The 25,977-nt window shown below is 64.8% G+C and carries 23 protein-coding genes; 13 read left to right on the top strand and 10 right to left on the bottom strand.

The genetic code is table 11. The features are described from left to right. Window positions 1-57: 57 nt before the first annotated feature. Window positions 58-2,406 (bottom strand): TonB-dependent hemoglobin/transferrin/lactoferrin family receptor, encoded by a 2,349-nt coding sequence (locus tag XH81_RS19440; protein WP_271596331.1) that lies wholly within the window; start codon window positions 2,404-2,406, stop codon window positions 58-60. Window positions 2,407-2,673: 267 nt separating this feature from the next. Between XH81_RS19440 and XH81_RS19435 the strand changes: the two genes are divergently transcribed. From XH81_RS19435 to XH81_RS19420, 4 genes are read left to right on the top strand one after another with little or no spacing between them, the layout of a single operon-like run. Next, the gene (locus XH81_RS19435; RefSeq protein WP_271596330.1) at window positions 2,674-2,880 is read left to right on the top strand and encodes a hemin uptake protein HemP; all 207 of its coding nucleotides are present in this window, start codon (window positions 2,674-2,676) and stop codon (window positions 2,878-2,880) included. Between the two features lie 6 nt (window positions 2,881-2,886). Beyond that, a complete protein-coding gene (locus XH81_RS19430; protein WP_038948446.1) occupies window positions 2,887-3,840 on the top strand; it encodes a heme/hemin ABC transporter substrate-binding protein in 954 nt (317 codons plus the stop codon). Continuing rightward, the gene (locus XH81_RS19425) at window positions 3,837-4,928 is read left to right on the top strand and encodes a FecCD family ABC transporter permease (RefSeq protein WP_152102410.1); all 1,092 of its coding nucleotides are present in this window, start codon (window positions 3,837-3,839) and stop codon (window positions 4,926-4,928) included. The genes XH81_RS19430 and XH81_RS19425 overlap by 4 nt, the downstream gene beginning before the upstream one ends. Continuing rightward, window positions 4,925-5,752 carry a heme ABC transporter ATP-binding protein gene (locus XH81_RS19420; RefSeq protein WP_271596329.1) on the top strand — a complete coding sequence of 276 codons (828 nt, stop codon included), beginning with the start codon at window positions 4,925-4,927 and terminating at the stop codon, window positions 5,750-5,752. Before XH81_RS19425 ends, XH81_RS19420 begins: the two co-directional genes overlap by 4 nt. Window positions 5,753-5,756: 4 nt before the next feature. On the opposite strand, the gene XH81_RS19415 is transcribed toward XH81_RS19420, so the two are convergent. Both XH81_RS19415 and XH81_RS19410 read right to left on the bottom strand, forming a co-directional pair. Next, window positions 5,757-7,433, bottom strand: a complete 1,677-nt coding sequence (locus XH81_RS19415; RefSeq protein WP_271596328.1) for a mucoidy inhibitor MuiA family protein — start codon at window positions 7,431-7,433, stop codon at window positions 5,757-5,759. Between the two features lie 171 nt (window positions 7,434-7,604). After that, window positions 7,605-8,225 (bottom strand): response regulator transcription factor, encoded by a 621-nt coding sequence (locus tag XH81_RS19410; protein ID WP_028140262.1) that lies wholly within the window; start codon window positions 8,223-8,225, stop codon window positions 7,605-7,607. Window positions 8,226-8,430: 205 nt separating this feature from the next. Between XH81_RS19410 and XH81_RS19405 the strand changes: the two genes are divergently transcribed. Continuing rightward, a complete protein-coding gene (locus XH81_RS19405; RefSeq protein ID WP_271596327.1) occupies window positions 8,431-9,465 on the top strand; it encodes an AraC family transcriptional regulator in 1,035 nt (344 codons plus the stop codon). 3 nt (window positions 9,466-9,468) lie between these two features. Here the strand turns inward: XH81_RS19405 and XH81_RS19400 are convergent, their stop codons facing one another. Then, the gene (locus XH81_RS19400) at window positions 9,469-10,680 is read right to left on the bottom strand and encodes an NnrS family protein (RefSeq protein ID WP_271596326.1); all 1,212 of its coding nucleotides are present in this window, start codon (window positions 10,678-10,680) and stop codon (window positions 9,469-9,471) included. Window positions 10,681-10,810: 130 nt separating this feature from the next. Between XH81_RS19400 and XH81_RS19395 the strand changes: the two genes are divergently transcribed. Further along, window positions 10,811-11,521 carry a Crp/Fnr family transcriptional regulator gene (locus XH81_RS19395; RefSeq protein WP_038970872.1) on the top strand — a complete coding sequence of 237 codons (711 nt, stop codon included), beginning with the start codon at window positions 10,811-10,813 and terminating at the stop codon, window positions 11,519-11,521. Between the two features lie 134 nt (window positions 11,522-11,655). On the opposite strand, the gene XH81_RS19390 is transcribed toward XH81_RS19395, so the two are convergent. Continuing rightward, window positions 11,656-11,853, bottom strand: coding sequence for a DUF1858 domain-containing protein (locus XH81_RS19390; RefSeq protein ID WP_028140266.1), 198 nt, complete (start codon window positions 11,851-11,853; stop codon window positions 11,656-11,658). A 208-nt stretch (window positions 11,854-12,061) separates the two neighbouring features. After that, the gene (gene hemN, locus XH81_RS19385; protein WP_028140267.1) at window positions 12,062-13,414 is read right to left on the bottom strand and encodes an oxygen-independent coproporphyrinogen III oxidase; all 1,353 of its coding nucleotides are present in this window, start codon (window positions 13,412-13,414) and stop codon (window positions 12,062-12,064) included. 204 nt (window positions 13,415-13,618) lie between these two features. Here hemN and XH81_RS19380 point away from each other — a divergent pair, with 204 nt between their 5' ends. From XH81_RS19380 to XH81_RS19365, 4 genes are all read left to right on the top strand, one after another. Continuing rightward, the gene (locus XH81_RS19380) at window positions 13,619-13,819 is read left to right on the top strand and encodes a hypothetical protein (protein WP_028140268.1); all 201 of its coding nucleotides are present in this window, start codon (window positions 13,619-13,621) and stop codon (window positions 13,817-13,819) included. Between the two features lie 25 nt (window positions 13,820-13,844). Next, window positions 13,845-14,720 (top strand): copper chaperone PCu(A)C, encoded by an 876-nt coding sequence (locus XH81_RS38590; protein ID WP_063615301.1) that lies wholly within the window; start codon window positions 13,845-13,847, stop codon window positions 14,718-14,720. 123 nt (window positions 14,721-14,843) lie between these two features. Continuing rightward, window positions 14,844-15,938, top strand: coding sequence for a copper-containing nitrite reductase (gene nirK / locus XH81_RS19370; protein WP_271596325.1), 1,095 nt, complete (start codon window positions 14,844-14,846; stop codon window positions 15,936-15,938). A 52-nt stretch (window positions 15,939-15,990) separates the two neighbouring features. Then, a complete protein-coding gene (locus XH81_RS19365) occupies window positions 15,991-16,869 on the top strand; it encodes an SUMF1/EgtB/PvdO family nonheme iron enzyme (RefSeq protein WP_028140270.1) in 879 nt (292 codons plus the stop codon). Window positions 16,870-17,012: 143 nt separating this feature from the next. On the opposite strand, the gene XH81_RS19360 is transcribed toward XH81_RS19365, so the two are convergent. Both XH81_RS19360 and XH81_RS19355 read right to left on the bottom strand, forming a co-directional pair. Further along, on the bottom strand, window positions 17,013-17,663 hold the full coding sequence (locus XH81_RS19360; RefSeq protein WP_028140271.1) for a 3-oxoacid CoA-transferase subunit B: 651 nt from the start codon (window positions 17,661-17,663) through the stop codon (window positions 17,013-17,015). An 18-nt stretch (window positions 17,664-17,681) separates the two neighbouring features. Continuing rightward, on the bottom strand, window positions 17,682-18,389 hold the full coding sequence (locus tag XH81_RS19355) for a CoA transferase subunit A (protein ID WP_028140272.1): 708 nt from the start codon (window positions 18,387-18,389) through the stop codon (window positions 17,682-17,684). A 272-nt stretch (window positions 18,390-18,661) separates the two neighbouring features. Here XH81_RS19355 and XH81_RS19350 point away from each other — a divergent pair, with 272 nt between their 5' ends. Next, the gene (locus XH81_RS19350) at window positions 18,662-20,602 is read left to right on the top strand and encodes an AsmA family protein (RefSeq protein ID WP_028140273.1); all 1,941 of its coding nucleotides are present in this window, start codon (window positions 18,662-18,664) and stop codon (window positions 20,600-20,602) included. Between the two features lie 115 nt (window positions 20,603-20,717). Here XH81_RS19350 and dctA read toward each other — a convergent pair whose 3' ends face one another. Next, complete coding sequence (dctA, locus tag XH81_RS19345; RefSeq protein ID WP_028140274.1) at window positions 20,718-22,103, bottom strand: C4-dicarboxylate transporter DctA; 1,386 nt, start codon at window positions 22,101-22,103, stop codon at window positions 20,718-20,720. A 68-nt stretch (window positions 22,104-22,171) separates the two neighbouring features. Beyond that, window positions 22,172-23,245 (bottom strand): 4-oxalomesaconate tautomerase, encoded by a 1,074-nt coding sequence (locus XH81_RS19340; RefSeq protein ID WP_028140275.1) that lies wholly within the window; start codon window positions 23,243-23,245, stop codon window positions 22,172-22,174. 118 nt (window positions 23,246-23,363) lie between these two features. Here XH81_RS19340 and XH81_RS19335 point away from each other — a divergent pair, with 118 nt between their 5' ends. Together XH81_RS19335 and XH81_RS19330 are read left to right on the top strand one after the other, a co-directional pair. Beyond that, on the top strand, window positions 23,364-24,344 hold the full coding sequence (locus tag XH81_RS19335) for a LysR family transcriptional regulator (RefSeq protein ID WP_038948430.1): 981 nt from the start codon (window positions 23,364-23,366) through the stop codon (window positions 24,342-24,344). 229 nt (window positions 24,345-24,573) lie between these two features. After that, complete coding sequence (locus XH81_RS19330; RefSeq protein ID WP_028140276.1) at window positions 24,574-25,959, top strand: ABC transporter substrate-binding protein; 1,386 nt, start codon at window positions 24,574-24,576, stop codon at window positions 25,957-25,959. The last annotated feature ends 18 nt before the right edge of the window (window positions 25,960-25,977 follow it).

The following is a 25,977-nucleotide window of genomic DNA, read 5'->3' as shown; positions in this document are numbered from 1 at the left end:
GAGCCGCGCTGGAGCATCAGCGCGGCCCGGCGGAGATGTGGTGCTGCGAAGCTGGCGCTACGCACCTCCAAAATGGATCTTCATGCCGGCCTTGTAGACCCGGCCCGGTCCGGGGCTCGACCACAGCACGTCGTTCTGCGTGGTGCCGTCGGTCGACGTGCCGGGAATGGCGTAAGGCCGGTAGTACTGGTTCAAGAGATTGTCGATCGACGCCGAGAACACGATGTCCTTCGTCGCGTTGTAGGTCATGTACAGATTGACCAGCTCGTACCCGGTCGCGGGCAAATAGCCGGCGGGTACGTCGTTGTTGGCACCGAACGAGGCCCATTGCGCCGTCAGGATCAGCGTGCGGTCGAGCAGGCGGACGCCGCCGGTCGTGACGACCTTGCGCGGGGTGATGGTCGCGAGCCCGACATTGGTGACAGCGTTCTTGCCCTGGATGTAGTGGCCGGCGACACCGATGAACCAACTGCCGGCATCGTACATCGTCTCCGCCTCGAAACCCTGGATGCGGGCCCGCGCGATGTTCTGGTACTGGTAGAACTGACTGAACGAGCCAAACCCGGTCGGGACCGGCGTCGAGGCGACGAGGTCGATGTAATCGCTGACGTCGTTGCGGAACAGGTTGATCTTGCCGCGGAAGGAGTCACTGGCGCTGAAGATGTTGTCGTACTTCAGGTTGATGCCGACTTCCTTGTTCTTGCCGACTTCGGGACGAAGATTCGGATTGGGCAGGAAGCAGAACAAGCCGACGGTCCCGTCAGGACAGGGGAAGAAGGCCGGCCCGCCACCGGTCGCATGCGCGCCTGAGATCACGGTCTCGGTGATCGAGGGAGCGCGATAGCCTTCGGCGTAGCTGACATATGGCTGGAAGCCGGGAACGGGCGTGACGCCAAGGGTGATCTTCGGCGAGAAGCGGTCGCCGCTGCCGTTGGTCTTGCCCGACTCCAGATCGTAGCGATCGTAACGGATCGCGCTCACGGCCTCGAACCAGGTGCTGTAGTTCTGCTTCAACTGCAGGAAACCGCCCGACACGGTGCGGATGCCGCTCGGCGTGGTGATGTTGGAATTGCCGCGGCTGTCGGTCGTGATCACATCGTCCTGAAACGCATCGAAGCCCACTGTGAGTGCGTTGCGCCAGTCACCGACGTTGAACCGCGTGGTGTTGTTGGCGTCGATGCCGTAGGTATTGAGGACATAGCCGCGCTTGTCGCCGACGCAGCCGGAGATGTTGTTGCCGAAATTGCCGGTGCCGCACAGAGCCGCACCCGAGGTCGAATAGTGGTAGGTCTTGGTCTGGTCGTTATCGACGCGGTTTCCATAGATTGACATGTGCCAGTCGAACAAATTGTCGCTCGGCAGCGCGTAATTCCAGGTGATCGTGCCGGTGTAGTTCTTGGCATCGGAAGCGTAGACCGACGAGCCCTGATAGAGCGCGCGCTGGGCGGCGGTCGCGACGGGGCCCCTGTTGAACTGGCCGACATCGTATTGATAGTCCTGGAAGATGGCGCCGAACTTGACCTCGTGGCCGAGGGCGGGACGCACCGTGAGCTTCATCAGGCCACTCTCGACCTGGTTGCCGGTGTTGCCGATCTCGGTGCCGTTGCCGTCCTTGTAATTGCCTTGCGTGCGATAGACCGCGCCGCCGAAGATATCGACGTCCGGTGTGGCGCGCACGCCGCCGAAGACCGAGCCGAGGCCGCGATTGTTGTTGGAGCCGTAGGAGCCCGAGAGATCGACGCCCCAGCGCTCGCCGGGACGCAGCACATCGTCGATGTCCTTGGTGCGGAACGAGACCAGGCCGCCGATCGCGCCGGAGCCGTAGATGTTGGCGGTCGGGCCGCGCACGACGTCGACGCCGCCGACCAATTCAGGATCGAGGAAGAAGGAGCCGCTGGCGTTATGACCGGTGCGCTGGTAGTTCTGGCGCGCACCATCGACGACCACCGCAACGCGCCCGAACTCCTGCAGGCCGCGGATGTTGATGACGGTCGCGGGATCGTCGCCGCGTTCCTGGAACGACACGCCGGGTACAGCATAGAAGATGCCCGACAGCCGGTTGGGCTGGATTCCCTGGATCTGGTCGAGCGAAATGGAGCTGACCGGCGCGAGCGCATCGATCGCGCGCTCCTTGGTTTTCGTTGCAGCGACCGTGATGGTGTCGAGCGTCTGAACCGGCGCGGTGCCGCCGGCCTGGGCTCGGGCGTTGAGGACCTCCGGCGCTGCCTGCTGCGCGACCAGCGGCTTGGCCGGCTTGCGCTTGGCCTGCTTCGGCCGCTCCGTCGACGCGCGTTCAGCCTGCGGCTCGGCGGTCTGTGCAAGACCGCTCTCCGTCGTCATTGCCGCAAATGAAATCACCGACGCGCCCAAAATCAAGGCGCGCGAATACCTAGCCCCGTCAGCCATATCAGCCCCAGCCTGCACTTCACTCTATTATTTCAGGTCTTTTGGCTGGCGTGCGTTCGCAACGCGAACGACTGGCTGGCTGATTTCTCAAGACGCGGGCAAGTCGCCCCGCCGCCATAATTGGTTACGTGGCAACACTCTGACGGTCAATGACATCAGGTTGCAGTTTATATCGATTGTAAATTGCAGCCGTTGGAATGCGCTTCGTGCCGCTTATACAAACAAGCAAGCAGCACTCCAGAGTTTCGAAAGCGCATCACAGCCTACATGTCAGCAACATCAGGAGACAGCAGCGGCGGCGCGGCGGGGTCGGCAGGAAGCCCTGCTGCGACAACGAGAACCCTCACCATGCGTGGGAGCCGGATCGACAGTCGCGAGCTGTTTGGGGCCGAGCGCGAGATCATCATCGCGCATGGCGAGGACAGCTATCGGCTTCGCCTGACCTCGCAGAACAAGCTGATCCTGACGAAGTAACCTGTAATGACATTCTGTCGCACCCTCGCAAGCCTCCTGCTCTCCAGCACGATCGCGGTCGCCTCTGCCGCGCACGCCGCCGGCATCACCGTGCATGACGCGCGCAATCGCGACGTCGCCGTGACCGACTTCGCGCGCACCGTCTCGATCGGCGGCGCCATCACCGAGATCATCTATGCGCTCGGGCTCGAGAGCCGGCTGGTCGGCGTCGACACCACCAGCCTTTATCCAGCGGCGGCACTGCAGGACAAACCCAATGTCGGCTACATGCGCCAGATCTCCGCCGAAGGCGTGTTGGGCCTCAACCCCACCCTGATCCTGGCGATCCAGGGCTCGGGCCCGCACGCGACCATGGAGATCCTGGAAACGGCGAAGGTGCCGTTGGTGCTGGTGCCCGACACCTTCTCCGAGGACGGCCTGATCGAGAAGATAAAACTGGTCGGCCACGCCATGGGTGTCGATGCGCGCGCCGCGTGCCTCAGCGCCGCGGTCGGCGCCGATCTTGCGCAGCTGCGCGCCCTGCGCGCCAAGGTGACCAAGCCGGTGCGCGTGATGTTCGTGATGTCGCTCCAGAACGGGCGCGCCATGGTCGCCGGCCACAAGACCGCGGCCGACGAGATCATTCAACTCGCCGGCGCAGCCAACGCCGTCGACGATTTCGACGGCTACAAGATCATCGGTGACGAGGCCATCGCGGCGGCAAGACCCGACGTGGTGTTGTCGATCGAGCGCGGCAAGGACTCGCTTCCTGCCGACGCGATCTACGCCCATCCCGGCTTCGCCCTGACGTCGGTCGCGGCCAACAAGAGCCTCATCACAATGGACGGGCTCTATCTGCTCGGCTTCGGGCCACGGACGGCGGCGGCGGCGCGAGATCTCTCGGTAAAACTCTATCCGGCATTGGCCGAACCGGGCGATGCATTCACCTCGGCGCTGTCGGCGGCGAATTGCCGGCAATGAGGGTGGCGATCGGCACGGAAGCGCGCGGCACGGAACGACGCTCCAGTTCGCGGCGGCGGTCCGCATCGTTCGCAATCCCTCTCCTGATCGCGGTGCTCGCGGTCGCCGCGATCGTGGCGCTGAGCTTCGGCGCCGCCGGCATTCCCCTCTCCCGCCTGCCTGCCGCACTCGGCCTATCAGGCGAAAGCACGGCCATGACGGCCCGCGACCAGCTCGTGCTGTGGTCGATCCGCGTCCCCCGGATCGCGGCGGCGGCGATGGTCGGCGGCCTGCTCGCCGCGGCCGGCGCGATCATGCAAGGGCTGTTTCGTAACCCGCTCGCCGATCCCGCGCTGGTCGGCGTCTCCAGCGGCGGCGCGCTCGCAGCCGCAAGCGCGATCGTGTTCACCGATTCGCGCTTCGGCGAGACGCTGCGCTTCCTCCAGGCCGAGCTCCTGCCGCTCGCGGCATTCGCGGGATCGCTGGCCACGACCGCGATCCTCTACGGCATCTCGAGCCGCTCGGGCCGCACCTCGATCGCGGTCTTCCTGCTCGCCGGCGTCGCCATCACCGCCATCGCCAATGCCGGCATCGGGCTTCTGGTGTTCATCGCCGACGACCGCCAGCTCCGCGACGTCACGTTCTGGCTGCTGGGCTCGATGAGCGGGGTGACCTGGACCAAGGCCGCCGTGCTGGCGCCCATCCTCGTCATCGGGCTTGGCGCCTGCGCCTTCATCGCGCGCGGCCTCGATCTCCTGGTGCTCGGCGAGGCCGACGCCTTTCACGGCGGCGTTGACGTCGAGCGTCTCAAGCGGATCTCGATCGTCATGGTCTCCGCCATGACCGGCGTCGCGGTGTCGATCAGCGGTGTCATCGGCTTCGTCGGCATCGTCGTGCCGCATCTGCTCCGTCTCGTCATTGGACCTGCGCATCGGCTGTTGTTGCCGGCCTCGGTGCTATCAGGCGCGATCCTGATGGTCGGCGCCGACACGCTGGCGCGCACCATCGTGGCGCCGGCGGAGATGCCGATCGGCATTCTGACCGCAGCGGTCGGCGCGCCGGTCTTCCTCTTCATCCTGTTGCGGCAGCGCGGGCTGGCCCCGCTATGAGCGCCGTAATCGAGGCGCGTGCCTTGAGCAAGCGCGCCGGCCGCGCGACGCTGCTCGATGGCGTCGGCCTGACGGTTGCGGCCGGCGAGATGGTCGCGATCATCGGCCCGAACGGCGCCGGCAAGTCGACGCTGCTGCGGTTGCTCTCCGGCGATCTCCGCCCAAACGCAGGCGAGGTGCGCCTGAAGCAGCGGGATATCAGCGGCTATGCGCCCCGCGAGCTTGCCGCGCACCGCGCCATGCTGTCCCAGCACATCAACGTCACCTTCCCCTTCACCGTCGAGGAGATCGTGCTGATGGGCGCGGGCGAGCGCAGCGCGCGTGCAGCAGGCGCGCTCGTCGACGCGGCCCTCGATGAGGTTGGGCTAGCCCATTTCCGCGAACGGCAATTGCCAACGCTCTCAGGCGGCGAACAGCAGCGTGCCCATTTCGCCCGCGTGCTGGTGCAGCTCGCCTGCGGCGAAGCCGAGCATGGCCCGGGACTTCTGCTGCTGGACGAGCCGACCTCGAGCCTGGATCTGCGCCACCAGATCGACCTCGTCGAAGCAGCGCGCCGCCGCGCGGCCGGCGGCACCGCAGTCATCGCGATCCTGCACGACCTCAATCTCGCGATCCGCTTCGCCGACCGGCTGGTCGTGCTGGCTGGCGGCAAGCTCGCCGCAGATGGCCCGCGCGCGGATGTCGTCACCCGCGAGATCATCCGCGAGATCTTCGAGATCGATGCCGTCGTCCATCAAGGCGACGACGGCGTGCCTTACGTGCTGCCGCAGTCGATGCGGGCGGCGCTCCTCACCTCTTCCCAGCGGGGAGAGGTGAGGGCCTAGCCGCCTACCCCGCCGGGACGATCACCATGCTCTTGTCCTTCGGCCAGCGGATGCGCCAGGCGAAGTTGATATCCTTGACTTCGCCCGGCTTGGCGTCGAACGACCATTCCAGCACGCCGCGGCGGTCACGGATGTTGCTGGCGGTCGGCGGCGTGGTCGCGGGCAGCATTTCGACGACGATGTCCTCGCTCTCGCTGACCGGCAACTGATCCTCGATCGCAACCTTGATCGGGAAATCATGACCGTTGCGGATGGTGGTCTTGAACGTACGCTCGTCGGTCTTGGATGTTGTGACAAGCAGGCCGGCCGAACCCTCGTTGCGCTTGAGCACGACGCGCTCGATTCTCACCTTGTCGTCGGCGCCGAAGCCGAGCCGCACGATGTCGTCCTTGGCGGAAGCGGAGAGCTTGCCGCGACCGACGAAGACGCCGTCGCGGTAGATCGCGACCTTGCCGGGCAGCAGAGCCGAGTCGTCGGTCTGCTTGAAGCTGGCTTCGAGGAAGGCCGTCGGGTCCAGCACCGGTGCGGCGCGGACCGCGAGGTCGGCGGGCACGGTCATCGCTGCAATCCGCAGGCTCTTGGCGCCCTCGGCGGCGGCGAGGCTGACGCGGCCGGGAATTTTGAACGTCGCCTGGAAATCCCCGATCTCGGCAATTGCCTGCTGCTCGTCGGCACGTTCGCGCGGCTCGGCCGCCTCCGCGATCTTGGCCATCGCTGGCGATTGCATCTGGCGCAGGACCGGCGCGGGCCGCGCCAGATCGGAGACCGAGCCTGCTGCCAGCGGCTTCGGCACCTGGGGATATTGCGCGACCAGTGAATGCAGCTCCGGCGCACTGCCGCCGCGGCTGATGCGGGTTGTGGAGACGCCGAGCGTCACGTTGGACCAATCCTCGCCGGTCGATTGCGTGATCTCGGCGCGACGAATGAGTTCGAGCTGCGGCTTGCGATCCTTGGCGCCGGTGTCGAGCCGGGCGTCATAGAGCGGCATCCAGCGCGCATTGCGCACGGCATACGTCACGCGCAGCGTCGCCTTCATCGCAGCGGTCGCGGCAACGTCCATGCGAACCTCGAGCTTGCTCGGCGGCTTGGCCTTGCGCTCGACCTCGAGTTGGGCGATCTGCCGGTCGATCTCGCGCGTCTTGCGCGTGGCGTCGCGGACGGCGGTGTCGGCGCTCGCAATTTCCTCGCCGACCGCAGCAAAAGCCGCGCGCCATTCGGCGATCGGCCGCGCCTCGCCCTTGTCGCCGATCCCCGCCGGGGAGGTTTCCGCAAAGTGCTCCGCAAACTTGCGCCGCGCATTCGCCGAGTCGATCGCGCCTTGCAAATCGGCGCGCTGATCGTTCAAGGCCTCGATGCGCTTTTCCAGCTCGGGCAGATTGACCGGCGCGGCGCGAGGCGACCGCGCATCGATCGTGCCGATGGTGAGCTTTGCGCCGCCCTCACCCTCGACCCGGATGGAGGAGGCATCGAGACCAAGCGGGAAGTCCTTGGCAACAAGCGTCGAATCCCCGGACGGCAAATCGACCGTGATGACGCGCGTGACGGTGGCACCATCGGGGTAAACCGTGACCGTATCGATCGCCGAAATGGCGTCCAGATCGGCGGCCCATGATGGCGACGACGCCGCCATGGTGACCAGAACCAGGCTCGTCGTTGCCAAATATCTTGCGGTGATGCGCATGAAGTCCCTCCTGCCGTATCGCCGCGCCGCCAGCCGGACGCGCGCGATCAAATGCCTCGCCAACATGGTTGGACGCGGCAGGGAAGGAACTGGTTCGATTGGGGTTTCCGTGGGGCGCCGCAGCGGCGGCACCAAGGCCGCGGAACGGAACGTCGTCCCGCGGCGAGCCCGCTAAACCTGGGTCGACGCCCCCTGGCCGAAGATGCGGCGGAGCAGATCGGTCACGTTCCTGGCTCCGGCCTTCTTCAGGATGCCGGCGCGATAGCCCTCGACGGTCCGTGCGCTCAGATGCATGCGCCGGGCGATCTCCTTGTTGGTCAGGCCGGCAGCGAGGTGCTCGAGCACGTCGCCCTCACGCTCGGTCAAGGGCTCGCAGCCGGGCAGCCAGCGCTGCCGGCTCGTGCCGGGCTGCGCAAATTCGTCGATGGCGGCATCGATCCGGCCGACGATGTCGTGGGTGCGGAACGGCTTTTCGATGAAGTCGGCCGCGCCGCTCTTGATGGCGTCGACCGCCATGGCGATGCTGCCATTCGCCGAGGTCACCAGCACCGGTGCCATGCAGTTTTCCTCGCGCAGCCGCCTGAGCATGTCGAGGCCGGAGCGATCGGGCGGCAGCTCCATCAGCACGCAGGCCGGCATCCGCGCCTTCGCTTCCGACAGAAGTGAGGCACCGTCAGCGAAGCAGATCACGTCATAGGCGCTCTGTTGGAGCGCGGTCGAAAGTTGTTCGCGGGAGGCAGCGTCGGTGTCGATGACGAATACCTCGCCCTTGGAAAGCATGTTCCCCGGCATAATCCCGATCCAGCAATGTCTTGGTCAAATGGTCCGAGACGGAAAGCGGGCCGCATCGCCCTGCCGCGCCGTCGTGAGCACGGCATTCACGCCAGTGCTTCGGTTTCCCCTATGTATGTTCCGGCCGGTTCCTGGATTTGACGGATCGAGACAGAAACTTTACATTTCGGGACATCTGCGGGAATGGCTGGCAGGAACGGTTCGCATGACCGACCTCGTTCGCAGCGCAGGCTTGAGCTATTACCCGGAGGTTGCCCGGTCGGTCGGGCTCGATCCCAAACAGATGATGCGCAAGGCCAGGCTGCCGCTGGCCTGCCTCGACAAGCCCGATACGCCCATCGCCGTCGCCGGCCTGCGCCGTCTGCTCGAATTGTCGGCGGAGGCCTCCGGCGCCGAAGATTTCGGCTTGCGTCTCGCCGAGCGCGGCGGCCTGACCAATTTCGGTGCGGTCGGCCTGATCGTGCGCGAGCAGGCGACTGTCGGTGAGGCGATCGAAGCATTTTCGCGCTTCATCCACATCCATCATGACGGCATGCGGCTGGATGTTGCACGCGACGGGCAGATCGTGACGGCCACGCTGCACCTGCGCGGCCGGCGGCCGAGCGCGCCGCGCCAGGCGATCGACATGGTGCTCGGCAGCATCCACCGCATCATCCAATCGCTGTACGGCCATGACTGGCGGCCGCAGGAGGTCCACCTGCATTACCCGCCGCCGCGCGATCGCAAGCGCTATCGCGAGTTCTACGGCTGCCGCGTGACCTTCAACGCCGAACACGATGCGATCCTGCTCTCGGCGCGCGACATGGAGCGCCGGATCCCGAGCGCGCATCCCCTGATCGCGAGCTATCTGCGCAAGCGGATCGAGGCAATCGAGACCCGGCCGGCAAGTTGGGAAGGGAAGGTCGACGAGGTCGTGCGGACCCTGCTCGCCGGCGGCGACTGCACCGTCGAGCGGGTCGCCGAGCATCTTGCCTGCACCCGCCGTACCATCCACCGGCATCTGGCCTCATCAGGCACCAGCTTCTCGGCCATCCTGGATGCGCAACGCGCCGATCTCGTGATCCAGCTGATCGAGGACCCCGACCGGCCGCTGGCTGACATCGCGACCCAGCTCGGCTTCTCCGCGCAGAGCGCCATGGCGCGCTGGTTCCGCGGCCGGTTCGGCTGCACCGTCACCGACTGGCGCAAGGGCATTCGGCCTCCGACACCGTCCGATGCGCCTTCGGCGACCGCAGCTTGAGTTTCAGCGCGCCGGAGCAGGCACGCCCATTACGGCAAGGGCACGCCGCCGGCTGCCGGCGAGCAGCGGGCCGAACGCGACGGCAAATCCGAGGAACGCGACCAGCCAGCCGCAGGCGGCGATGTGCAACAATAGATCGCTGTGCGCGGGCAACACCACGGCGGCGACCCGTGCCAGAGCCGCGATGATGATCGCAGCGTAGATTCCCTGGGTCGCCGGCGAAGCGGTCAACGCCTGTCCGGTGTGGCCGAGGCTCGCGCGGGTCATCACCGCCAGCGTCATGGTTCCCGCCGCGCCCGTCATCCAGGCGTGGATGCCGGCGCTTGGCGGCAGCGCTCCGAAAACCGCGACGGCGTGCAGGATGAAGCCGAGCGGCACGAAGACATAGCCAATATGCAGGATCACCAGCAGTCGCTCGCGAAAGGTGCGATCGCCGGCCCAGCGCGCAAGCCGCACCAGATGCAGCCCGCCGACCAGCGCCATCAGGACACCGGTGACGGCATTCAGCGGCGCCACGATCCAGAAGATGAGCGCGAGCGCGCTGCATCCGATCACTGCGCCGTCGAAGCGTCCGAACGGCACCGGCAGACGGCCGGGATTGAACTTGACCAGCCAGTTGCGGGTGAAGCTCGGAATGATGCGGCCTCCGATCAGCGAGATCAGCAGCATGACCACACCGATGCCGACGCGGATGCTGACATCGGCCGCGCCCTGGTAGTGCGCCTCGATATGAAAAGCGACATTGCCGGCGAGCAGAACGGACACCATCGCCACCACGGGCAGGTTGCGCCAGTTGCCGCCTGCGATGATCTCGCGCGCCGCGGCAGCGACCACCAGCGCCAGGAAGGCGGCATCGACGAGAAGCGCAAACGCCCAGCCGGTATCGGCCGACAACGTCACCGCGATACGTCCGGCAAGCCAGACCATCACTAACGCCCCCAGCGAGGTGCCCTGGATCGGCAGCCGCCCGGTCCAGTTCGGGATGGCCGTGAACAGGAACCCGGTGATCACCGCCGGCAGGAAGCCGTAGAGCATCTCGTGGACGTGCCAGTCGCGCGGCGCGAACGCGGAACTCACCGACAATTCGCCGTAGAACATCGGCAGCCAAGCCAGGATCGATAGCCCCGCCTGGATCGCGGCGAGCAGGAAAAAGGGCCGAAAACTGTTCGCAAACAGCGGCCAGCCCTCAAAGTTGCGGGATCGAGCGCCAGCCATGGGGTCAACTCCAATAAATTTCAGTCCGTTATCTGGAAAAATACTGCCACTCAGCCGTCCCGTTTTGCGCTATCGCAAACTATCGAACGATTGCAGGTGCCATCACACTCCCTGATGCCAAGGAGGCAGAATGGCCAAGGTCGACACATCGCTGGTTGCGCATTTGCCGCTGTTTGCCGGGGTCACGCCGGAAGCTCTGGATGAGATCCTGCGTGAGGCCCGTTCGGCGCGCTATCCCAAGAACAGTGCCATTTTCGAGCAGGGGGCGGATGCGCAGTCCTTCTTCCTGCTGCTGCACGGCCATGTCCGCGCGGCCAAGACCACGCCGACCGGCGAGCAGATCGTGGTACGCTACGTCGCACCCGGCGAAACGTTCGGGCTCGCCATGGCGATCGGAGCCGTGCAGTATCCGGCGACCGCGATCGCGGTCGATGACAGCGTGGTGCTGATCTGGCCAACCTCGGCCTGGCCGCGGCTGGTCGAGCGATTTCCCTCGCTGGCGGCCAACACGCTCCAGACCGTCGGCAAGCGCCTCCAGGAAAGCCACACCCGCATCCTGGAAATGTCGACCCAGCAGGTCGAGCAGCGCGTCGCCCATGCGCTGCTGCGCCTCGCCAAGCAGTCCGGCAAGAAGCTCGACCACGGCATCGAGATCGACTTCCCGATCAGCCGCCAGGACATCGCCCAGATGACCGGCACCACGCTGCACACCGTCAGCCGCATCCTGAGCGGCTGGGAGAGCCAAGGCCTCGTCGAGAGCGGCCGTCAGCGCATCATCCTGCGCGATCCGCACAGGATCGTCGTGTTGGCGGAGCGAAGCGCCGACAGCGGCGCGGCGTGACAGCCGCCGGGACGTCTCCGCCCAAGATAGGGATTAAGACAGGGATCGAGATAGGGGTGAGGGGCGCTTCCGCTTACGGCGAAAGCGTCCCTCACCCGGGAATCCGCGCGCGCCCGCGTGAATTCCGGACCGCTTCACGCCGGCACGCAATCGCACAACGCGGCGAGGAATTTCTCGCGGTCGATGCCATGCTCGCGGCAGGCATCATCCACCGTGTGGAAGGTTGCGATCGGGCAACCGACACAAGCCATCCTGAAGGCCAGAAACACGCGGATCGTGTGCGGCGCGGTACGCATGATGTCATCGACCAGATCGTCGGATCCAAAAGACATGGACAACTCCGTTCCGCAACGACGATAGCAGAATGGATCGAAGGCTCCTTGTCGAAGCGCAAGCTGGCTTGTCATTCCGGGGCGCGCGAAGCGCGAACTATGATGCGCAATTGCGCATCTCAGAATCCATCGCGCAGCAGGTGACGTGGAGAAATGGATTCCGGGTTCGCGCCAAAGGGCGCGCCCCGGAATGACAGGAGGAGAGACCTTACACAGCCCGGCTGTGCAGCTGCTTCGCCGGATTGAGATGCGCGTCGAACGCGGCGGCGACGCTGCGGACCAGGAAGCGCGAATCCTTTGCGACTGCGAGGCGGTTGCCATCCAGCCTCACGATGCCGTCGGAGATCAGCGGCTTCAGACGCGCCGCCGAATTCAGCATCGCCCCCGCCTCCGCGCCATGGCGCGCGCAGATGTCGCCGAGATCGGCGCTGAACTCGCACATGATGCGTTCGATGATGTCGGCGCGCAGCCGGTCGTCGTCGGTGAGCCCATAGCCCTTGGCGGTGGCGAGACGGCCGGCGGCGATGCTTTGCGCATAGGCGCCGATCTGCACCTCGTTCTGGACGTAACCCTGCGGCAAATGCCCAATCGCGCTCGCGCCGAAACCGAGCAGGACTTCGCTCTTGTCAGTGGTGTAGCCCTGAAAATTGCGCCGCAGCGTCCGTTCCTCGAAGGCCACTGCCATGGAATCGTCGGGTCGCGCGAAATGATCGAGCCCGATCTGCACGTAACCGGCCTCCTTCAATGCATTCGCGATCGCGCAAGCCTGGTCGTGGCGCGCGAGTCCGTCCGGCAACACGGCCTCGTTGATCATCTGCTGGTGCTTCTTGAAGCTGGGCACGTGAGCGTACCCGAACACGGAGAAGCGGTCGGGCGCGAGCGTGAGGCTGCGCCGGACCGTATCCAGACAGGACGCGACGGTCTGGTGCGGCAGCCCGTAGATCAGATCGAAATTGAGTCCCTCGATGCCGGCGCGCCGGAGCATGTCGACCACGGAAGCCGTCTGCTCGAAGCTCTGCACGCGGTTGATCGCCCGCTGCACCACGGGATCGAAGCTCTGCACGCCAAGGCTCGCACGGTTGACGCCGGAGAGCCGCATGGCATCGACCATGTCGGCGGTCAATGTGCGGGGATCGATCTCGACCGCGATCTCGGCCGAGGGTAGCACGAAGAACTTCTGGCGCATCGTCGCCATCAACTCGGCGAAAGCTTCCGGCTGCATGATCGTCGGCGTGCCGCCGCCGAAATGGATGTGCTCCACCTTGATGCGGCGGCCAATGGTTTCGGCGACCTGCTCGATCTCGTTGCGCAGCGTCCGCTGATAGCCGGCGATGAGCTCGTCGCGGCGGACGATCTGGGTATGGCAGCCGCAATACCAGCACATCTCGCGGCAGAACGGCACGTGGAGATAGAGTGACGCGCTGGCGCCCGCCGGCAGCTCCGCCAGCCAACTGGCGTAGGCGTCCGGTCCGACCGCCGTCGAAAAATGCGGCGCGGTCGGATAGCTCGTGTAGCGTGGCAATCGTTCTTCGCCGTAGCTCGCCGCTAGATCAGCTCTCATGTCTTACCCATTCGTAAATTTCCGCCGTGCGCAGACATCACGGCAAATCACGGAATGCACTCCAATAACCCGGATCCGCGGAGGCGACCTTGCGCTCGCGCAAAGTCGGCCGGGGGTGCAGCAGACATTGCGCTCGCGCAAAGCGCAGCGGCGGGTTCGGGGCCATGATCATGGCAATTCGCACGCCATCCGGAGCGTTTGCCCATGAGGCTTCTCGCACTCGAACTGATTCTTTCCTTGCTCGACGTCCGCGGCCATATCCCGCGTTTCGACGACTTTCGGCCGGCCCCGGTCGCACCGGCCCCGGCCGGCACCGTGCGCGCTCTGGCCGCGGCCATCGCCGTCTTCGCCGTGCTGTCGCTAGCGATCTGGGCAACGGTCTGGCTTGCCACACATCTATTTTAGTCACGTCTTCGCGAAGGCCTCGACCATGATCTCATCCAAGCGCGCATTCGCCGGCGCGGTCGTGCTGGCATGCATTGTCGGGGCGCCGGCCTTTGCGGCCGACACGACCAGCGGCGATCTCGTCATCACCAGGGCCTGGAGCCGGGCGACGCCCGGCGGAGCCAGGGTCGCCGGCGGCTATCTGACGATCGAGAACAGGGGCCGCGCGCCGGAGCGGCTGCAGGCCGCATCGGCCGCCCATGCGCTTCGAACCGAGATCCATGAAATGACCGTCAACGACGGTGTCATGACCATGCGCCCGCTCGACAAGGGGCTTGTCATCGCACCCGGACAAATCGTGACGCTTGCACCCGGCGGCGGACACCTGATGTTCATCGGTCTCGATGTGCCGCTCCATGCCGGCGACCAGATGCCCGTGACGCTGTCGTTCGAGCACGCCGGCGCAGTGAAAGTGACGCTGGACGTGCAGGCCATCGGCGCACAGGCTCCCGAAAGCGCGAAGACAACGGCGGCCGCAGAGCCTGCACATCGCGTGGAGCAGGCTGCGGCGGTCCCACCCCCGTCGACGACCGAAGCTGACGAGAGCTTCTTCACGCATCTCCATGCTGAAAAGGCCATGGCCAACGTCACGGTCTCGCCCGGGCGCGCCGGTCCAGTCGAAATCGCAATCCAGCTTGAAGATGCGAATGAGTTGCCGCTGAGCGCCGACGCGGTTGCTGTCACGCTCGGCAACGCCGAGCACGGCGTCGCGCCGATCACCGCGAACGCCGAACGCGTCGGCAACGATCAGTGGCGAGTCAGAATGTCGGCACCGCTGTCCGGCCGCTGGTCGCTCGGCCTCGACATCCGCATCAATCCGTCGGATGCGGTTAACGTGGTGTCACCGATCCTGCTCCGTTGAGACACCTAAGTACTGTTGCGGAGACGAATCCGGCAAAACCTTGTCGCAGCGCAAACACTCTTGCCACGATCGGCGCACACTGCATCCGTCATCAAAAACCTTTCCAGATGAAGGATGCTTCCGATGTTCACCCGCAGAGCCGCATTGATCAGCGCCGCCGCGACCGCGCTGATGCTGGCGACCCCCGCCTTCGCGGCCGATGATCTCAAGCTGCCGCGCCAAAAGGTAGAGCTGGTCGCTCCGCCCTTCGTGCACGCGCACGAGCAGGCGACCAAGCAAGGCCCCAAGATCATCGAGTTCAGGCTCACGATCGAGGAGAAGAAGGTCGTCATCGACGAGAAGGGCACCACCTTCCAGGCGATGACCTTCAACGGTTCGATGCCGGGCCCGCTGATGGTCGTGCACGAGGGCGACTACGTCGAAACGACGCTGGTCAATCCCGCGACCAACACCATGCCGCATAACATCGACTTCCATTCCGCGACCGGCGCGCTCGGTGGCGGCGCGCTCACTCTGGTCAATCCCGGCGAGCAGGTCGTGCTGCGCTGGAAGGCAACCAAGACCGGCGTGTTCGTCTACCATTGCGCTCCGGGCAGCCCGATGATCCCCTGGCACGTCGTCTCCGGCATGAACGGCGCCGTGATGGTGCTGCCGCGCGACGGACTGAACGATGGCAAGGGCCACGCTCTGAAGTACGACAAGGTCTACTACATCGGCGAGCAGGACATGTACGTGCCGCGCGACGAGAAGGGCAACTTCAAGTCCTACGACTCGCCGGGTGAAGCCTTCACCGACACCGAAGAGGTGATGAAAAAGCTGACTCCCACCCACGTCGTGTTCAACGGCAAGGTCGGCGCGCTCACCGGCAAGAACGCACTGACTGCCAAGGTCGGCGAGAACGTTCTGATGGTGCATTCGCAGGCCAACCGCGACAGCCGCCCGCATCTGATCGGCGGCCATGGCGACTACGTCTGGGAGACCGGCAAGTTCGGTAATGCACCCGAAGTCGGGCTCGAGACCTGGTTCATCCGCGGCGGCTCGGCGGGAGCTGCACTGTACAAGTTCCAGCAGCCCGGCATCTACGCCTACGTCACGCACAATCTGATCGAGGCCGCCGACCTCGGCGCCACCGCGCACTTCAAGGTCGAAGGCAAGTGGAACGACGATCTGATGATGCAGGTGAAGGCCCCTGCCGAAATACCGGCAGCCACCAACTAAACGCGACAAGGGGCCGGTCATCACCGGCCCCTTCTTTCTTCGAGGAATGACCATGCTGATCGCATTCAAGCTCAAACTGGCACTCGCCTGCGCCGCCGGGCTCGCCGGGCCGATCGCGATGGCGCCGCTGGTCTCGGACATGACCGTCCACGGCACGGCGTCGGAGCCTGCGATCGTCAGGGTCGCAGCGGGCAGCCTGTCCTATCGCGAGGCCGGCGATTTCACACGCGGCGGACAGCAGGCGGAAGCGCCGCTGCGCGCGATGCGCGTCGACCGGCCGCTCCACATCATGCGAAATCAGGTCTCCTCATCCGACTATCAGCTCTGTGTGCAGGATGGCGCCTGCCGCGCGCTCGATCGCGACGTCGCGGTCGCCGCCGATCGTCCCGCGGTGCAGGTGAGCTGGCACGATGCCGAGGCTTATGCAGGCTGGCTGTCGCGCAAGACAGGCCACCATTACCGCCTGCCGAGCGATGCAGAATGGGCCTTTGCAGCAGGCTCCAGATTCAAGGACGATGGCGTCGCTGTCGATGCCGACGATCCTTCGAAGCGCTGGATCAGCCGCTATGAGCGCGAATCCGAACGCGACCTTTCCGACACCACGGCCTATCCGTTCGGCAAGTTCGGCCCGAACGAGCACGGCGTCGAAGACCTCGCCGGCAACGTCTGGGAATGGACCTCGACCTGCTTCGTGCGCTCGCGCGTCGACGCCGCCGGCAATGCCGGCCGCCCCACCGTGAACTGCGGCGTGCGTGTCGCCGAGGGCGCCCACCGCGCCTATGTCACCGATTTCATCCGCGACGCCCGCGCCGGCGGCTGTGCCCAGGGCGTGCCGCCCGCCAATCTCGGCTTCCGCCTGGTACGCGAGGAGACCTCGTGGGTCGCCAGCGTGTCGGCGCGCTGGAGCAAGGTGTGGGCGGTGAGGTCGTAGGGCGGGCCTGACTCGCGAAATAGCAGAGTCTCGGCCGCGCCTCATACTCCGTCATTGCGATGTGGAAGCAGTGCGCGTCGGTACTTCAATGAAAATGGCCGGGACAAAGCCCGGCCCTTTCCCATTGGTCGCGGATCGTCAACTCAGCTGTTCTTCAGCGCCACGCGAAACTCGGCTTCGGTCTTCGCCTTGACCTCGTCGAGCGAGACGCCGTCGGCGAGCTCGATCAGGGCCATGCCGCCGTCACCGTGCTTGTCGATGGTGAAGACGGCCAGATCCGTGACGACCATGTCGACGACGCGCTCGCCGGTCAGCGGAAGGTTGCACTTCTTGAGGAGCTTGGAGCCGTCCTTGGCCGAATGCTCCATCACCACGACGACGCGCTTGACGCCGGCGACGAGGTCCATCGCGCCGCCCATGCCCTTGACCATCTTGCCGGGGATCATCCAGTTGGCGAGATCGCCGTTCTGGGCCACCTGCATGGCACCGAGGATCGACAGGTCCATGTGGCCGCCGCGGATCATGCCGAAGGAATCCGCGCTCGAGAAATACGAGGTCGAGGGCAGCTCGCTCACGGTCTGCTTGCCGGCGTTGATCAAGTCCGCGTCCACCTCGTCTTCATAGGGGAACGGGCCCATGCCGAGCATGCCGTTCTCGCTCTGCAGGCTGACATCGACCCCGTCGGGGATGAAGTTCGAAACCAGCGTCGGGATGCCGATGCCGAGATTGACGTAGTAGCCGTCACGCAGTTCCTTCGCGGCGCGCGCGGCCATCTGTTCACGGGTCCAGGCCATGTGTGTCTCCTGATACGCTTAAGCGGCGGTGCGCGGGCGGGTGTTGCGGAATTCGATGCGCTTCTTGGCCGTGCCGACCTCGACGATGCGCTTCACGAAGATGCCGGGCGTATGGATGTGGTCGGGATTGAGTTCACCGGCCGGAACCAGATGCTCGACCTCGGCCACCGTGATCTTGGCGGCGGTCGCCATCATCGGGTTAAAATTGCGCGCGGTCTTGCGGTAGATGAGGTTACCGGCGGTGTCGCCCTTCCAGGCATGCACGATGGCGAGGTCGGCGAACAGGCCGCGTTCCATCAGATACTTCTCGCCGTCGAATTCCTTCACTTCCTTGCCTTCGGCGATCAGCGTGCCGACGCCGGTCTTGGTGTAGAAGGCCGGAATGCCGGCGCCGCCGGCGCGGATACGCTCGGCGAGCGTGCCCTGCGGATTGAATTCGAGTTCCAGCTCGCCGGCAAGGAATTGCTGGGCGAACAGCTTGTTCTCGCCGACATAGGACGAGATCATCTTCTTGATCTGCCGGGTTTCCAAGAGGCGGCTGAGCCCGATGCCGTCGACGCCGGCATTGTTGGAGACCACCGTCAGGCCCTTGACGCCGGACTCGCGGATCGCGTCCGAGAGCTCCTCGGCGATGCCGCAGAGGCCGAAGCCTCCCGACATGATCATCATGTTGTCTTTCAAAATGCCGTTGAGAGCCGACTTGGCGTCGGGATAGACCTTGTTCATGCAAATAACCTTCGACTGAACCTTCGGCTTGGAGGCGTCGCGCCCTATTGGCGGCGATTATTAGGCGAAATCCTCCAAAGCCGTCAATGATACGGGGTTCTCCGCACCGCGCCCGGGTGATAGAAGCTGCCCACACCGTGGGCAGAACCGTCCGCGGCCTTGAAAGCGACAAGAAAAACCATCAAGTTGCGGGGGTTGGGCGTGGGCACGCAGGTTTCCCGACCCGCCCTTCTGGCTCCAACGACCAACCCGATCAGGACATGCCATTGACCATGGCCCAAGGAATGAAGCGCCTCGGGACGCCGATCGCGGCGCTGCTCGGTGTCGCGCTGATCGCCCTGATCGCGACCTCATGGCTCATCAACCGCGACGCGCTGCGCAGGGCGGTCGAAGCGCAGATCCGCGACGTCACCGGGCTCGAGCTCAGTGTCGCAGGCGCAATCGACATCTCGGTGCTGCCGGCAAGCTACATCTCCTTCCGTGACGTCGGCCTCAAGGGCGGCGGCACCAGCGATCCCGCGCTCCAGGTCGACGTGCTCACCGCCAATCTGCGGCTGCTGCCGTTGCTGCTGCAACGGTTCGAGATCTCCGACCTGACGCTGCTGCGGCCCCGCATCCATGTCAGCCTGAAGCCGGACGGCCAGAGCAACTGGACGCCCTTCATCCAGACCATCGCGCGCACCATGAAGCCCGGGGCCGAGAACCAGGTCTCGTTCTCCGAAATCCGGATCCAGGACGGCGTGCTCGACTACGAGGACGCCGCCACGCACGGCACCGAGAAGTTCGAGGACATCGACCTGTCCCTGGCCTGGCCTTCGATCTCGCGCTCCTTCGCCGCGACCGGACAGTTCGACTGGCGCGGCGAGCGTGTCGACGGCTCGATCAGCTTTTCCGATTTCGTCGCCGCCCTCTCCGGCGAGCGCTCGGGGTTGAAGGCGCGGATCGCCAGCGCGCCGCTCAAGCTCGCCTTCGACGGCAGCGTCGCCAACCGCACCAGCCCGATGATGGAGGGCACGTTGACGATCGACAGCCCCTCCTTGCGCAACGCGCTGCGCTGGACCGGGCAGCCACAGCCCGCCAGCGGCGGCTTCGGCCGCTTCGTGCTGAAGGCGCGCGCCAACGTCGTCGGCGCCTCGATCGCGCTCACCAACGTCAATGTCGAGCTCGACGGCAATGCCGCCGAGGGCGTCATGACCTACGCCAATAACGGCCGGCAGACGCTGCAGGCGACGCTTGCCGCCGACGCGCTCGACTTCACGCCTTATATCTCCACCTTCCGCCTGCTCGCGAGCGGCGCGCGGGACTGGAACAGGCAGCTGTTCGATCTCAACGGATTGTCGACGACCGACCTCGACATGCGCCTGTCGGCAGCAAAGCTGACGGTGGGGCCGACCAGGCTCGGCCGCACCGCGATCGGCGCCAATTTGCGCAACGGCACGCTGGCGCTCTCGGTCGGCGAGGCGCAGGTCTATGGCGGCATCGCAAAGGGCTCGTTCGGCATCGCGCGCTCCGACACCGTCGCCGACATCAAGGCGCAATTCCAGTTCACCGACGTCGATCTCCAGGCCTGCGCCACCGAACTGTTCGGCCTCAGCAAGCTATCCGGTCGCGGCAACATCAACGTGTCGCTCTTCGCCTCGGGCTCGAGCCCGTTCGGCCTCGTGCAGTCGCTCGACGGCAGCGCCACCGTCACCGGCCATGACGGCGCGATCTCGGGCTTCAATGCCGAGCAGCTGCTGAAGCGCCTGGAGCGGCGGCCGCTGTCCGGCGGCGGCAATTTCCGCAACGGTTCGACGCCGTACAACAATCTCACCATCGCCGTGAAATTCTCCGATGGGGTCGCGACCGCCGAAGACATCCGTGTCGAAGGGCCGGCGGCGAAGATTACGCTCACCGGCACCGCCTCGGTGCCGACGCGCGAATACGACATGAAGGGCGTGGCGAGCCTCAACAGCACGTCGGGATTCGAATTGCCATTCGTGGTGCAGGGCCCCTGGGACGATCCCCTGATCTTCCCCGATCCGGAAAGCCTGATCCGCCGCTCGCCGGCCTCCGCGCCGCTGCTCGACATGCTGAAGGATCGCAAGGGGGGCGACGCCGTGCGCTCCGCGATCGAGCGCATCACCGGCAGCGGAAAGCGTCCTCCACCGGCGGAATCGCCGACGGCGGAGAACGCCAAAGAGAACGCGAAGGAAAACGCCAAATCCAACTAGGCTGATCAACGCAGCCTTCGCGGATTTCGGTAGCCCGAGCTCAACAAGCTCGACATGCCAGCGACTTGCCAAATCCAAATCGAGCAGTGCGGCCGATTGCATCCCGGAGGTGGCGTTAAGCGGCCGATTGCGTCGTCGAAATCCAGGCCTTGTCCCCCTGCAGCACTGCTCCTCCACCGATCTTCGATCCGGCCGCGACCTTGAGAGCGCCGCTTCCTCCCAGTTCGCGAGCCAACACCTCGCGGTCACAGGCGTCCTCCCACAGCGAAACGGTAATGGCTGCGACGCAGTTGCTGATCATGCTGGTCAGCGCCCGCGCTTCCGACATGAAACGGTCGATGCCGACAAGCAGCGCCACGCCGGTCACGGGCAGATCCGGCATGACGGAGAGGGTCGCGACAAGCGCCACGAAGCCGCTGCCGGTGACGCCAGCCGCGCCTTTGGACGTCAGCAGCATCAGTCCGAGCATCGCCGCAATCTGCCCCCACGACAGGTGGATGTCGCAGGCCTGCGCGATGAAGATGGAGGCCAGGGTGAGATAGATGGCGCTGCCGTCCAGATTGAAGGAATAGCCCATCGGCAACACGAGGCCGGACACGCCTTTCCGGCATCCGAGCTGCTCCAGCTTGCGCAGCGCTCCCGGCAGCGCCGGTTCCGACGATGATGTGCCGAGCACGATCAGCAGCTCTTCCTTGAAGTAGCGAATGGTCTTCCACAGGCTGAAGCCGTTCAGCCGCGCCAGCGTGCCGAGCACGACGACCACGAAGACGGAGCAGGCGATATAGAATGTCAGGATCAGCAGTCCGAGCGAGCCGATCGATCGAATGCCGTAGCGGCCCACGGTGAACGCCATGGCGCCAAAGGCGCCGAGCGGAGCGAGCTTCATGACGAAGCCAAAGGACACAAACAGGACCTGAGAGAAGGAATCGACCGCCTTCGTAACCACCGCGCCCCCATCGCCGGCACGGCTCAGGCCAAAGGCGATCAGGATGGAGACCAGCAGGACCGGCAGCACTTCGCCGTCGGCAAACGCGCCAAAGAAGGAATGCGGGATGATGTGCAGCATGAAGTCCGCAAATCCGGTCGCACTCGCCTGCTTGGTGAATTTCGCGGCCACCGACGGATCCAGCGTGCTGACGGACACATGCATGCCGACGCCCGGCTGGATCAGCAACACGGCGACCAGCCCGGCCAGCAGTGCGAGCACGGTCAGCAGGTAGAACAGCGCCATGGATTTCACCAGCGTGCGGCCGACCTCGCGGGAATCGCTGATGCTGTTGATGCCGCTGACGATGGTGCAGAACACGATCGGCGCGATCATCATCTTGACCAGCTTCACGAAGCCGTCGCCGAAGGGCTTCAGCGCGGCACCGAACTCAGGCCAGAGATGGCCGGTGAGGACGCCCAACATGAGACCGATCAGCACCTGGACGTAGAGGATCCGGTAGAATGGCTTTCGCGTCTCACTGTTCACGGGCCCGACCAGCGCTTGCTTCTGCATTCTCGTTTCTCCCATGGCTCTGATTTTTCATGGCTCTGATTTTTGAAGGCTTTGAAAGCGGTCCGGCTTCAGGCTGCCAGGACTGAATGAGGGACGTGCGATCGACGGGCGAAGACATGGCCCTCGAGAATTCGCCGGGCTGTCCGCTGCACCCGGGCAACCGGGCCGGGCTCCAGCCGAACCACGAGCTGGCCGGAGGGATGGGCGAGCGTGATCGGCACCGGAGGTGCAAGCAATCCAACCATCTCTGCGGCGATCGTCCCGGGCGTCACACAGGCGGTCGCGATCGCGACGGCACCGGTCACCGCCAGCGCGCTATGGCAGTCGTGCGGCATGAAGTACCTGACGTTCAACGCCGCCCCGCTTGCAGGCGCGATCAGAACCGGCTTCGGAATCACCATTGACGCGGAATCCGGAAAACCCATCCGGCGTCCAGCCTCGATGCGCAAATGTTCGAGCCGCCCGCGGAAGGCGCCGTCGGCGAAGGCCGGAGGGGCCTCGCGGCCGGTCCATCCGAGATCTGCCGCGCGGACCAGCATGACGGGCATGGCTGCGTCGATGCAGGTCACGTCGATCCCTCCGATACGGTCGACCGGACGTCCTGTCGGCAACAGGCGACCGGTGCGTGCGCCGGCCGCGTTGGGGAACGACAGTTCGATGGGCGCGGCCGTTCCCGGTACCCCGTCGATCCGCGCCCCGCCCTCATAGGTCACCCGTCCTCCGGGAGTGGCGACCGTCGCATCGATCAGCTTACCGGTGTTGACGTTATGGATACGCACATGGGTGCGATCTGCGGTAGCGGCGACCAGGCCAGCTTCGATTGCGAACGGCCCGACCGCCGCCAGCATGTTTCCGCAGTTCGGCGAGGTATCGACAATCCCTTCGCGAACGCGCACCTGGGCAAACAGGTAGTCGACATCGGCGTCGGGCACCGTTGCCGGTCCGATGATCGCGACCTTGTTGATCACGGCATTGCCGCCGCCGATTCCATCGATTCCGAGATCGTGCCCACCTCCCATTACCGACAACAGGACCGCGTCGCGCGCGTTGGGATCGGCAGGAAGGTCGCGAGCCAGGAAAAACGGTCCGCGCGAGGTCCCACCGCGCATGACCACACAGGGAATGGCAATCTGATCGTTCATGATGTTCTTCCGTTCGGCGACATGCTCGCCTGAACCAGAGCATCCTCCCTCCGAACTCTTTTGTGAAATGCAAATATCTGAGGTATTATTTCGTCAATCGACATAATGGAGCCTTGCCATGAACGCAGAACTGCTCGACCTCAAGGCGTTCATCACCGTCGCGGAGATGGGCAGCTTCGTCCGGACCGCGAAGGCGCTCAATCTGTCCCAGCCGGCGCTCAGCCGGCGCATTCAGAAGCTGGAGGAAAGTCTCGGAGCGCCGCTGCTCGAACGGTCCACGCGCCACGTCAATCTCACCATGACGGGCCGCGACTTCCTGCCGAAGGTCCGCCGTCTCATCGACGAGTTTGAGACCTCGGTGCTCGCCATCCATGATATCGGCGCGCGAAGTTCGGGTTTGGTCTCCGTGGCTGCGGTGCCGACAGCGGTGTTCTATTTTCTTCCGCGAGCGATCGGCCGGTTCGCCGAAGCGTATCCGCGCATCCGCATCCGCATTCTGGATATCGGCGCCAATGAGGGGTTGGAAGCGGTTGCGCGCGGAGAAGCCGACTTCGGCATCAATTTCATCGGCGCTTCGCATGCCGAAATCGAATTCGAGAAATTGGTTGAGGACCCGTTCGTCCTGGCCTGCCGTCATGACCATCCGCTGGCTTCGCGCAAGCAGGTGAGCTGGTCGGAGATCGTGTCGCACCGGGTCATCACCGTCGGTCGCAACAGCGGCAATCGCGCGTTGATCGACAATGCGCTGGCGCGGCAGGGCCTGCAGCTGAACTGGTCTTATGAAGTCGCCCACCTCTCCGGCTCGCTTGGCCTGGTCGAAGAGGGATTGGGCATCGCTGTGCTGCCGAGGCTCGCGACGCCCGCCGCCGGTCATCCGATCATTCACACCGTTCGGCTGATCGAGCCGGAAGTGTCGCGGACGATCGGAATCGTGCGCAGGCGCGGGGCGACGCTATCGCCGCATGCCAGCCAGTTTTTGAAGATGCTCCTCGAGGCATGGCGCTCTCCTTCTCGAGCCAGCGGGCATGGCAAGCCGCGGCCCCGATCCGCTGAGGCAAGTTCGAACACGATATCGACGGGTCTAAAGCGGAAGCGCTGACGGCTCGCCCGAGCGGGACGAGACCGTTCCCCAAACTGGAGTTCCTCGGAAGGCGCGAATTGATCAGGGCGAATTGATGCGGTGATTGGATCGATGCACGCGTTAAGGATCTCCGCAAGGCCCATCCCCGCGACCTATGTCTGACAACATGCCGCTAGATCGAGCTAACGCCATGCGCTAGTGTTTTATACGACCGGTTAAAAACACCGGCCGTTTGAGGGAGAAAAACGTGAAATCCAAGGTTATTGGCGCAGTATCACTGGCGGTCGCTGCGGCCGGGCTGTTTGCAGCCGCTGCACCCGCATTTGCGCAGCAGAAGACGATCACGGTCTGGTGGGGCAAGGGCTTCTATCGCTCCGAAGACGACGCACTGATCGAGACGATCAAGAAGTTCGAAGCCAAGACCGGCATCAAGGTCGAATTGTCGCAATACGCGATCCAGGACATGATTCCGAAGACGGTCGCCGCGCTCGATGCCGGCACCGTGCCCGATGTCGCCTATTCCGACTCTTATGACGTCCAGGCGCAGGGCAAGTGGGCCTATGAAGGCAAGCTCGAGGATCTCTCCGACGTGATGGAGCCGATCAAGGGCCGGTTCGTGCAGAACACGCTGGATGCGTCGATCCTCTATAACGACGTCACCAAGAAGAAGGCCTATTACGGCTTCCCGCTGAAGCAGCAGAGCATGCACGTCCAGATCTGGAACGACATGCTGGAGAAGTCCGGCTTCAAGCTCGCCGATATCCCGAACGACTGGACGGGCTACTGGACGTTCTGGTGCGACAAGGTGCAGCCGGGGATCCGCAAGGCCACCGGCCAGCGCATCTATGCCGTCGGCCAGCCGATGGGCGTGGAATCCACCGACGCCTTCCAGTCGTTCTACACCTTCATGGACGCCTACCACGTCAAGCTGGTCGACGACGACGGCAAGCTCACGGTCGACGATCCCACGGTTCGCGAGAACCTGATCAAGGCGATGAAGGATTACACCGACACCTACATCAAGGGTTGCACGCCGCCATCCTCCACGACCTGGAAGGATCCCGACAACAACGTCGCGTTCCACAACAAGACCATCGTGATGACCCACAATTTCACGATCTCGATCGCCGCGAAGTGGTTCGAGGACTCCCAGAACCAGGCGCTCACGCCCGAACAGCGCGAAGCCGGCAAGAAGGCCTACGAGCAGGACATCGTGACGGCGTCCTTCCCGAAGGCGCCGGATGGTTCGACCATCCGCTACCGCTCCGACGTCAAGACCGGACTGGTCTTCACCGCGGCCAAGAACAAGGCAGAGGCCAAGCAGTTCATCAGCTTCCTGCTCCAGGAAGAGAACGTCCGCCCCTACATCGAGGGCGCGCTCGGCCGCTGGTTCCCGGTGACGAAGGAAAGCCAGGAAAGCCCGTTCTGGCAGGCTGACAAGCACCGCAAGGCCGTCTACACGCAGTTCAAGGGCGGCACCGCGGCGTTCGACTTCACCAAAAACTGGAAGTTCACGATCCTCAACAACGAGAACGTGTGGGCGAAGGCGATGAACCGCGTCGTCAGCGAGAAGGTTCCGGTCGACAAGGCCGTCGACGAACTGATCGCCCGCATCAAGCAGGTCGCGGGTTAAATCATCCTGCCTCTCCCC

Origin of the sequence: Bradyrhizobium sp. CCBAU 25360, from assembly GCF_028128695.1 — a bacterium.
GTDB classification, from domain to species: Bacteria; Pseudomonadota; Alphaproteobacteria; order Rhizobiales; family Xanthobacteraceae; genus Bradyrhizobium; species Bradyrhizobium ottawaense.
The sequence above is the reverse complement of the archived record's forward strand: the minus strand, read 5'-3'. Positions and strand labels throughout refer to the sequence as shown.

Coding starts and splice junctions, on each gene's coding strand:
- XH81_RS19400 (WP_271596326.1), bottom strand. CDS start 10,680: ATGGCTGGCGCTCGATCCCGCAACTTTGAGGGCTGGCCGCTGTTTGCG.
- XH81_RS19335 (WP_038948430.1), top strand. CDS start 23,364: ATGAACGCAGAACTGCTCGACCTCAAGGCGTTCATCACCGTCGCGGAG.
- XH81_RS38590 (WP_063615301.1), top strand. CDS start 13,845: ATGATCTCATCCAAGCGCGCATTCGCCGGCGCGGTCGTGCTGGCATGC.
- XH81_RS19355 (WP_028140272.1), bottom strand. CDS start 18,389: ATGAACAAGGTCTATCCCGACGCCAAGTCGGCTCTCAACGGCATTTTG.
- XH81_RS19340 (WP_028140275.1), bottom strand. CDS start 23,245: ATGAACGATCAGATTGCCATTCCCTGTGTGGTCATGCGCGGTGGGACC.
- XH81_RS19415 (WP_271596328.1), bottom strand. CDS start 7,433: ATGCGCATCACCGCAAGATATTTGGCAACGACGAGCCTGGTTCTGGTC.
- XH81_RS19430 (WP_038948446.1), top strand. CDS start 2,887: ATGACATTCTGTCGCACCCTCGCAAGCCTCCTGCTCTCCAGCACGATC.
- XH81_RS19440 (WP_271596331.1), bottom strand. CDS start 2,406: ATGGCTGACGGGGCTAGGTATTCGCGCGCCTTGATTTTGGGCGCGTCG.
- dctA (WP_028140274.1), bottom strand. CDS start 22,103: ATGCAGAAGCAAGCGCTGGTCGGGCCCGTGAACAGTGAGACGCGAAAG.
- XH81_RS19380 (WP_028140268.1), top strand. CDS start 13,619: ATGAGGCTTCTCGCACTCGAACTGATTCTTTCCTTGCTCGACGTCCGC.
- hemN (WP_028140267.1), bottom strand. CDS start 13,414: ATGAGAGCTGATCTAGCGGCGAGCTACGGCGAAGAACGATTGCCACGC.
- XH81_RS19365 (WP_028140270.1), top strand. CDS start 15,991: ATGCTGATCGCATTCAAGCTCAAACTGGCACTCGCCTGCGCCGCCGGG.
- XH81_RS19435 (WP_271596330.1), top strand. CDS start 2,674: ATGTCAGCAACATCAGGAGACAGCAGCGGCGGCGCGGCGGGGTCGGCA.
- XH81_RS19405 (WP_271596327.1), top strand. CDS start 8,431: ATGACCGACCTCGTTCGCAGCGCAGGCTTGAGCTATTACCCGGAGGTT.
- XH81_RS19410 (WP_028140262.1), bottom strand. CDS start 8,225: ATGCCGGGGAACATGCTTTCCAAGGGCGAGGTATTCGTCATCGACACC.
- XH81_RS19350 (WP_028140273.1), top strand. CDS start 18,662: ATGGCCCAAGGAATGAAGCGCCTCGGGACGCCGATCGCGGCGCTGCTC.
- nirK (WP_271596325.1), top strand. CDS start 14,844: ATGTTCACCCGCAGAGCCGCATTGATCAGCGCCGCCGCGACCGCGCTG.
- XH81_RS19395 (WP_038970872.1), top strand. CDS start 10,811: ATGGCCAAGGTCGACACATCGCTGGTTGCGCATTTGCCGCTGTTTGCC.
- XH81_RS19425 (WP_152102410.1), top strand. CDS start 3,837: ATGAGGGTGGCGATCGGCACGGAAGCGCGCGGCACGGAACGACGCTCC.
- XH81_RS19390 (WP_028140266.1), bottom strand. CDS start 11,853: ATGTCTTTTGGATCCGACGATCTGGTCGATGACATCATGCGTACCGCG.
- XH81_RS19360 (WP_028140271.1), bottom strand. CDS start 17,663: ATGGCCTGGACCCGTGAACAGATGGCCGCGCGCGCCGCGAAGGAACTG.
- XH81_RS19420 (WP_271596329.1), top strand. CDS start 4,925: ATGAGCGCCGTAATCGAGGCGCGTGCCTTGAGCAAGCGCGCCGGCCGC.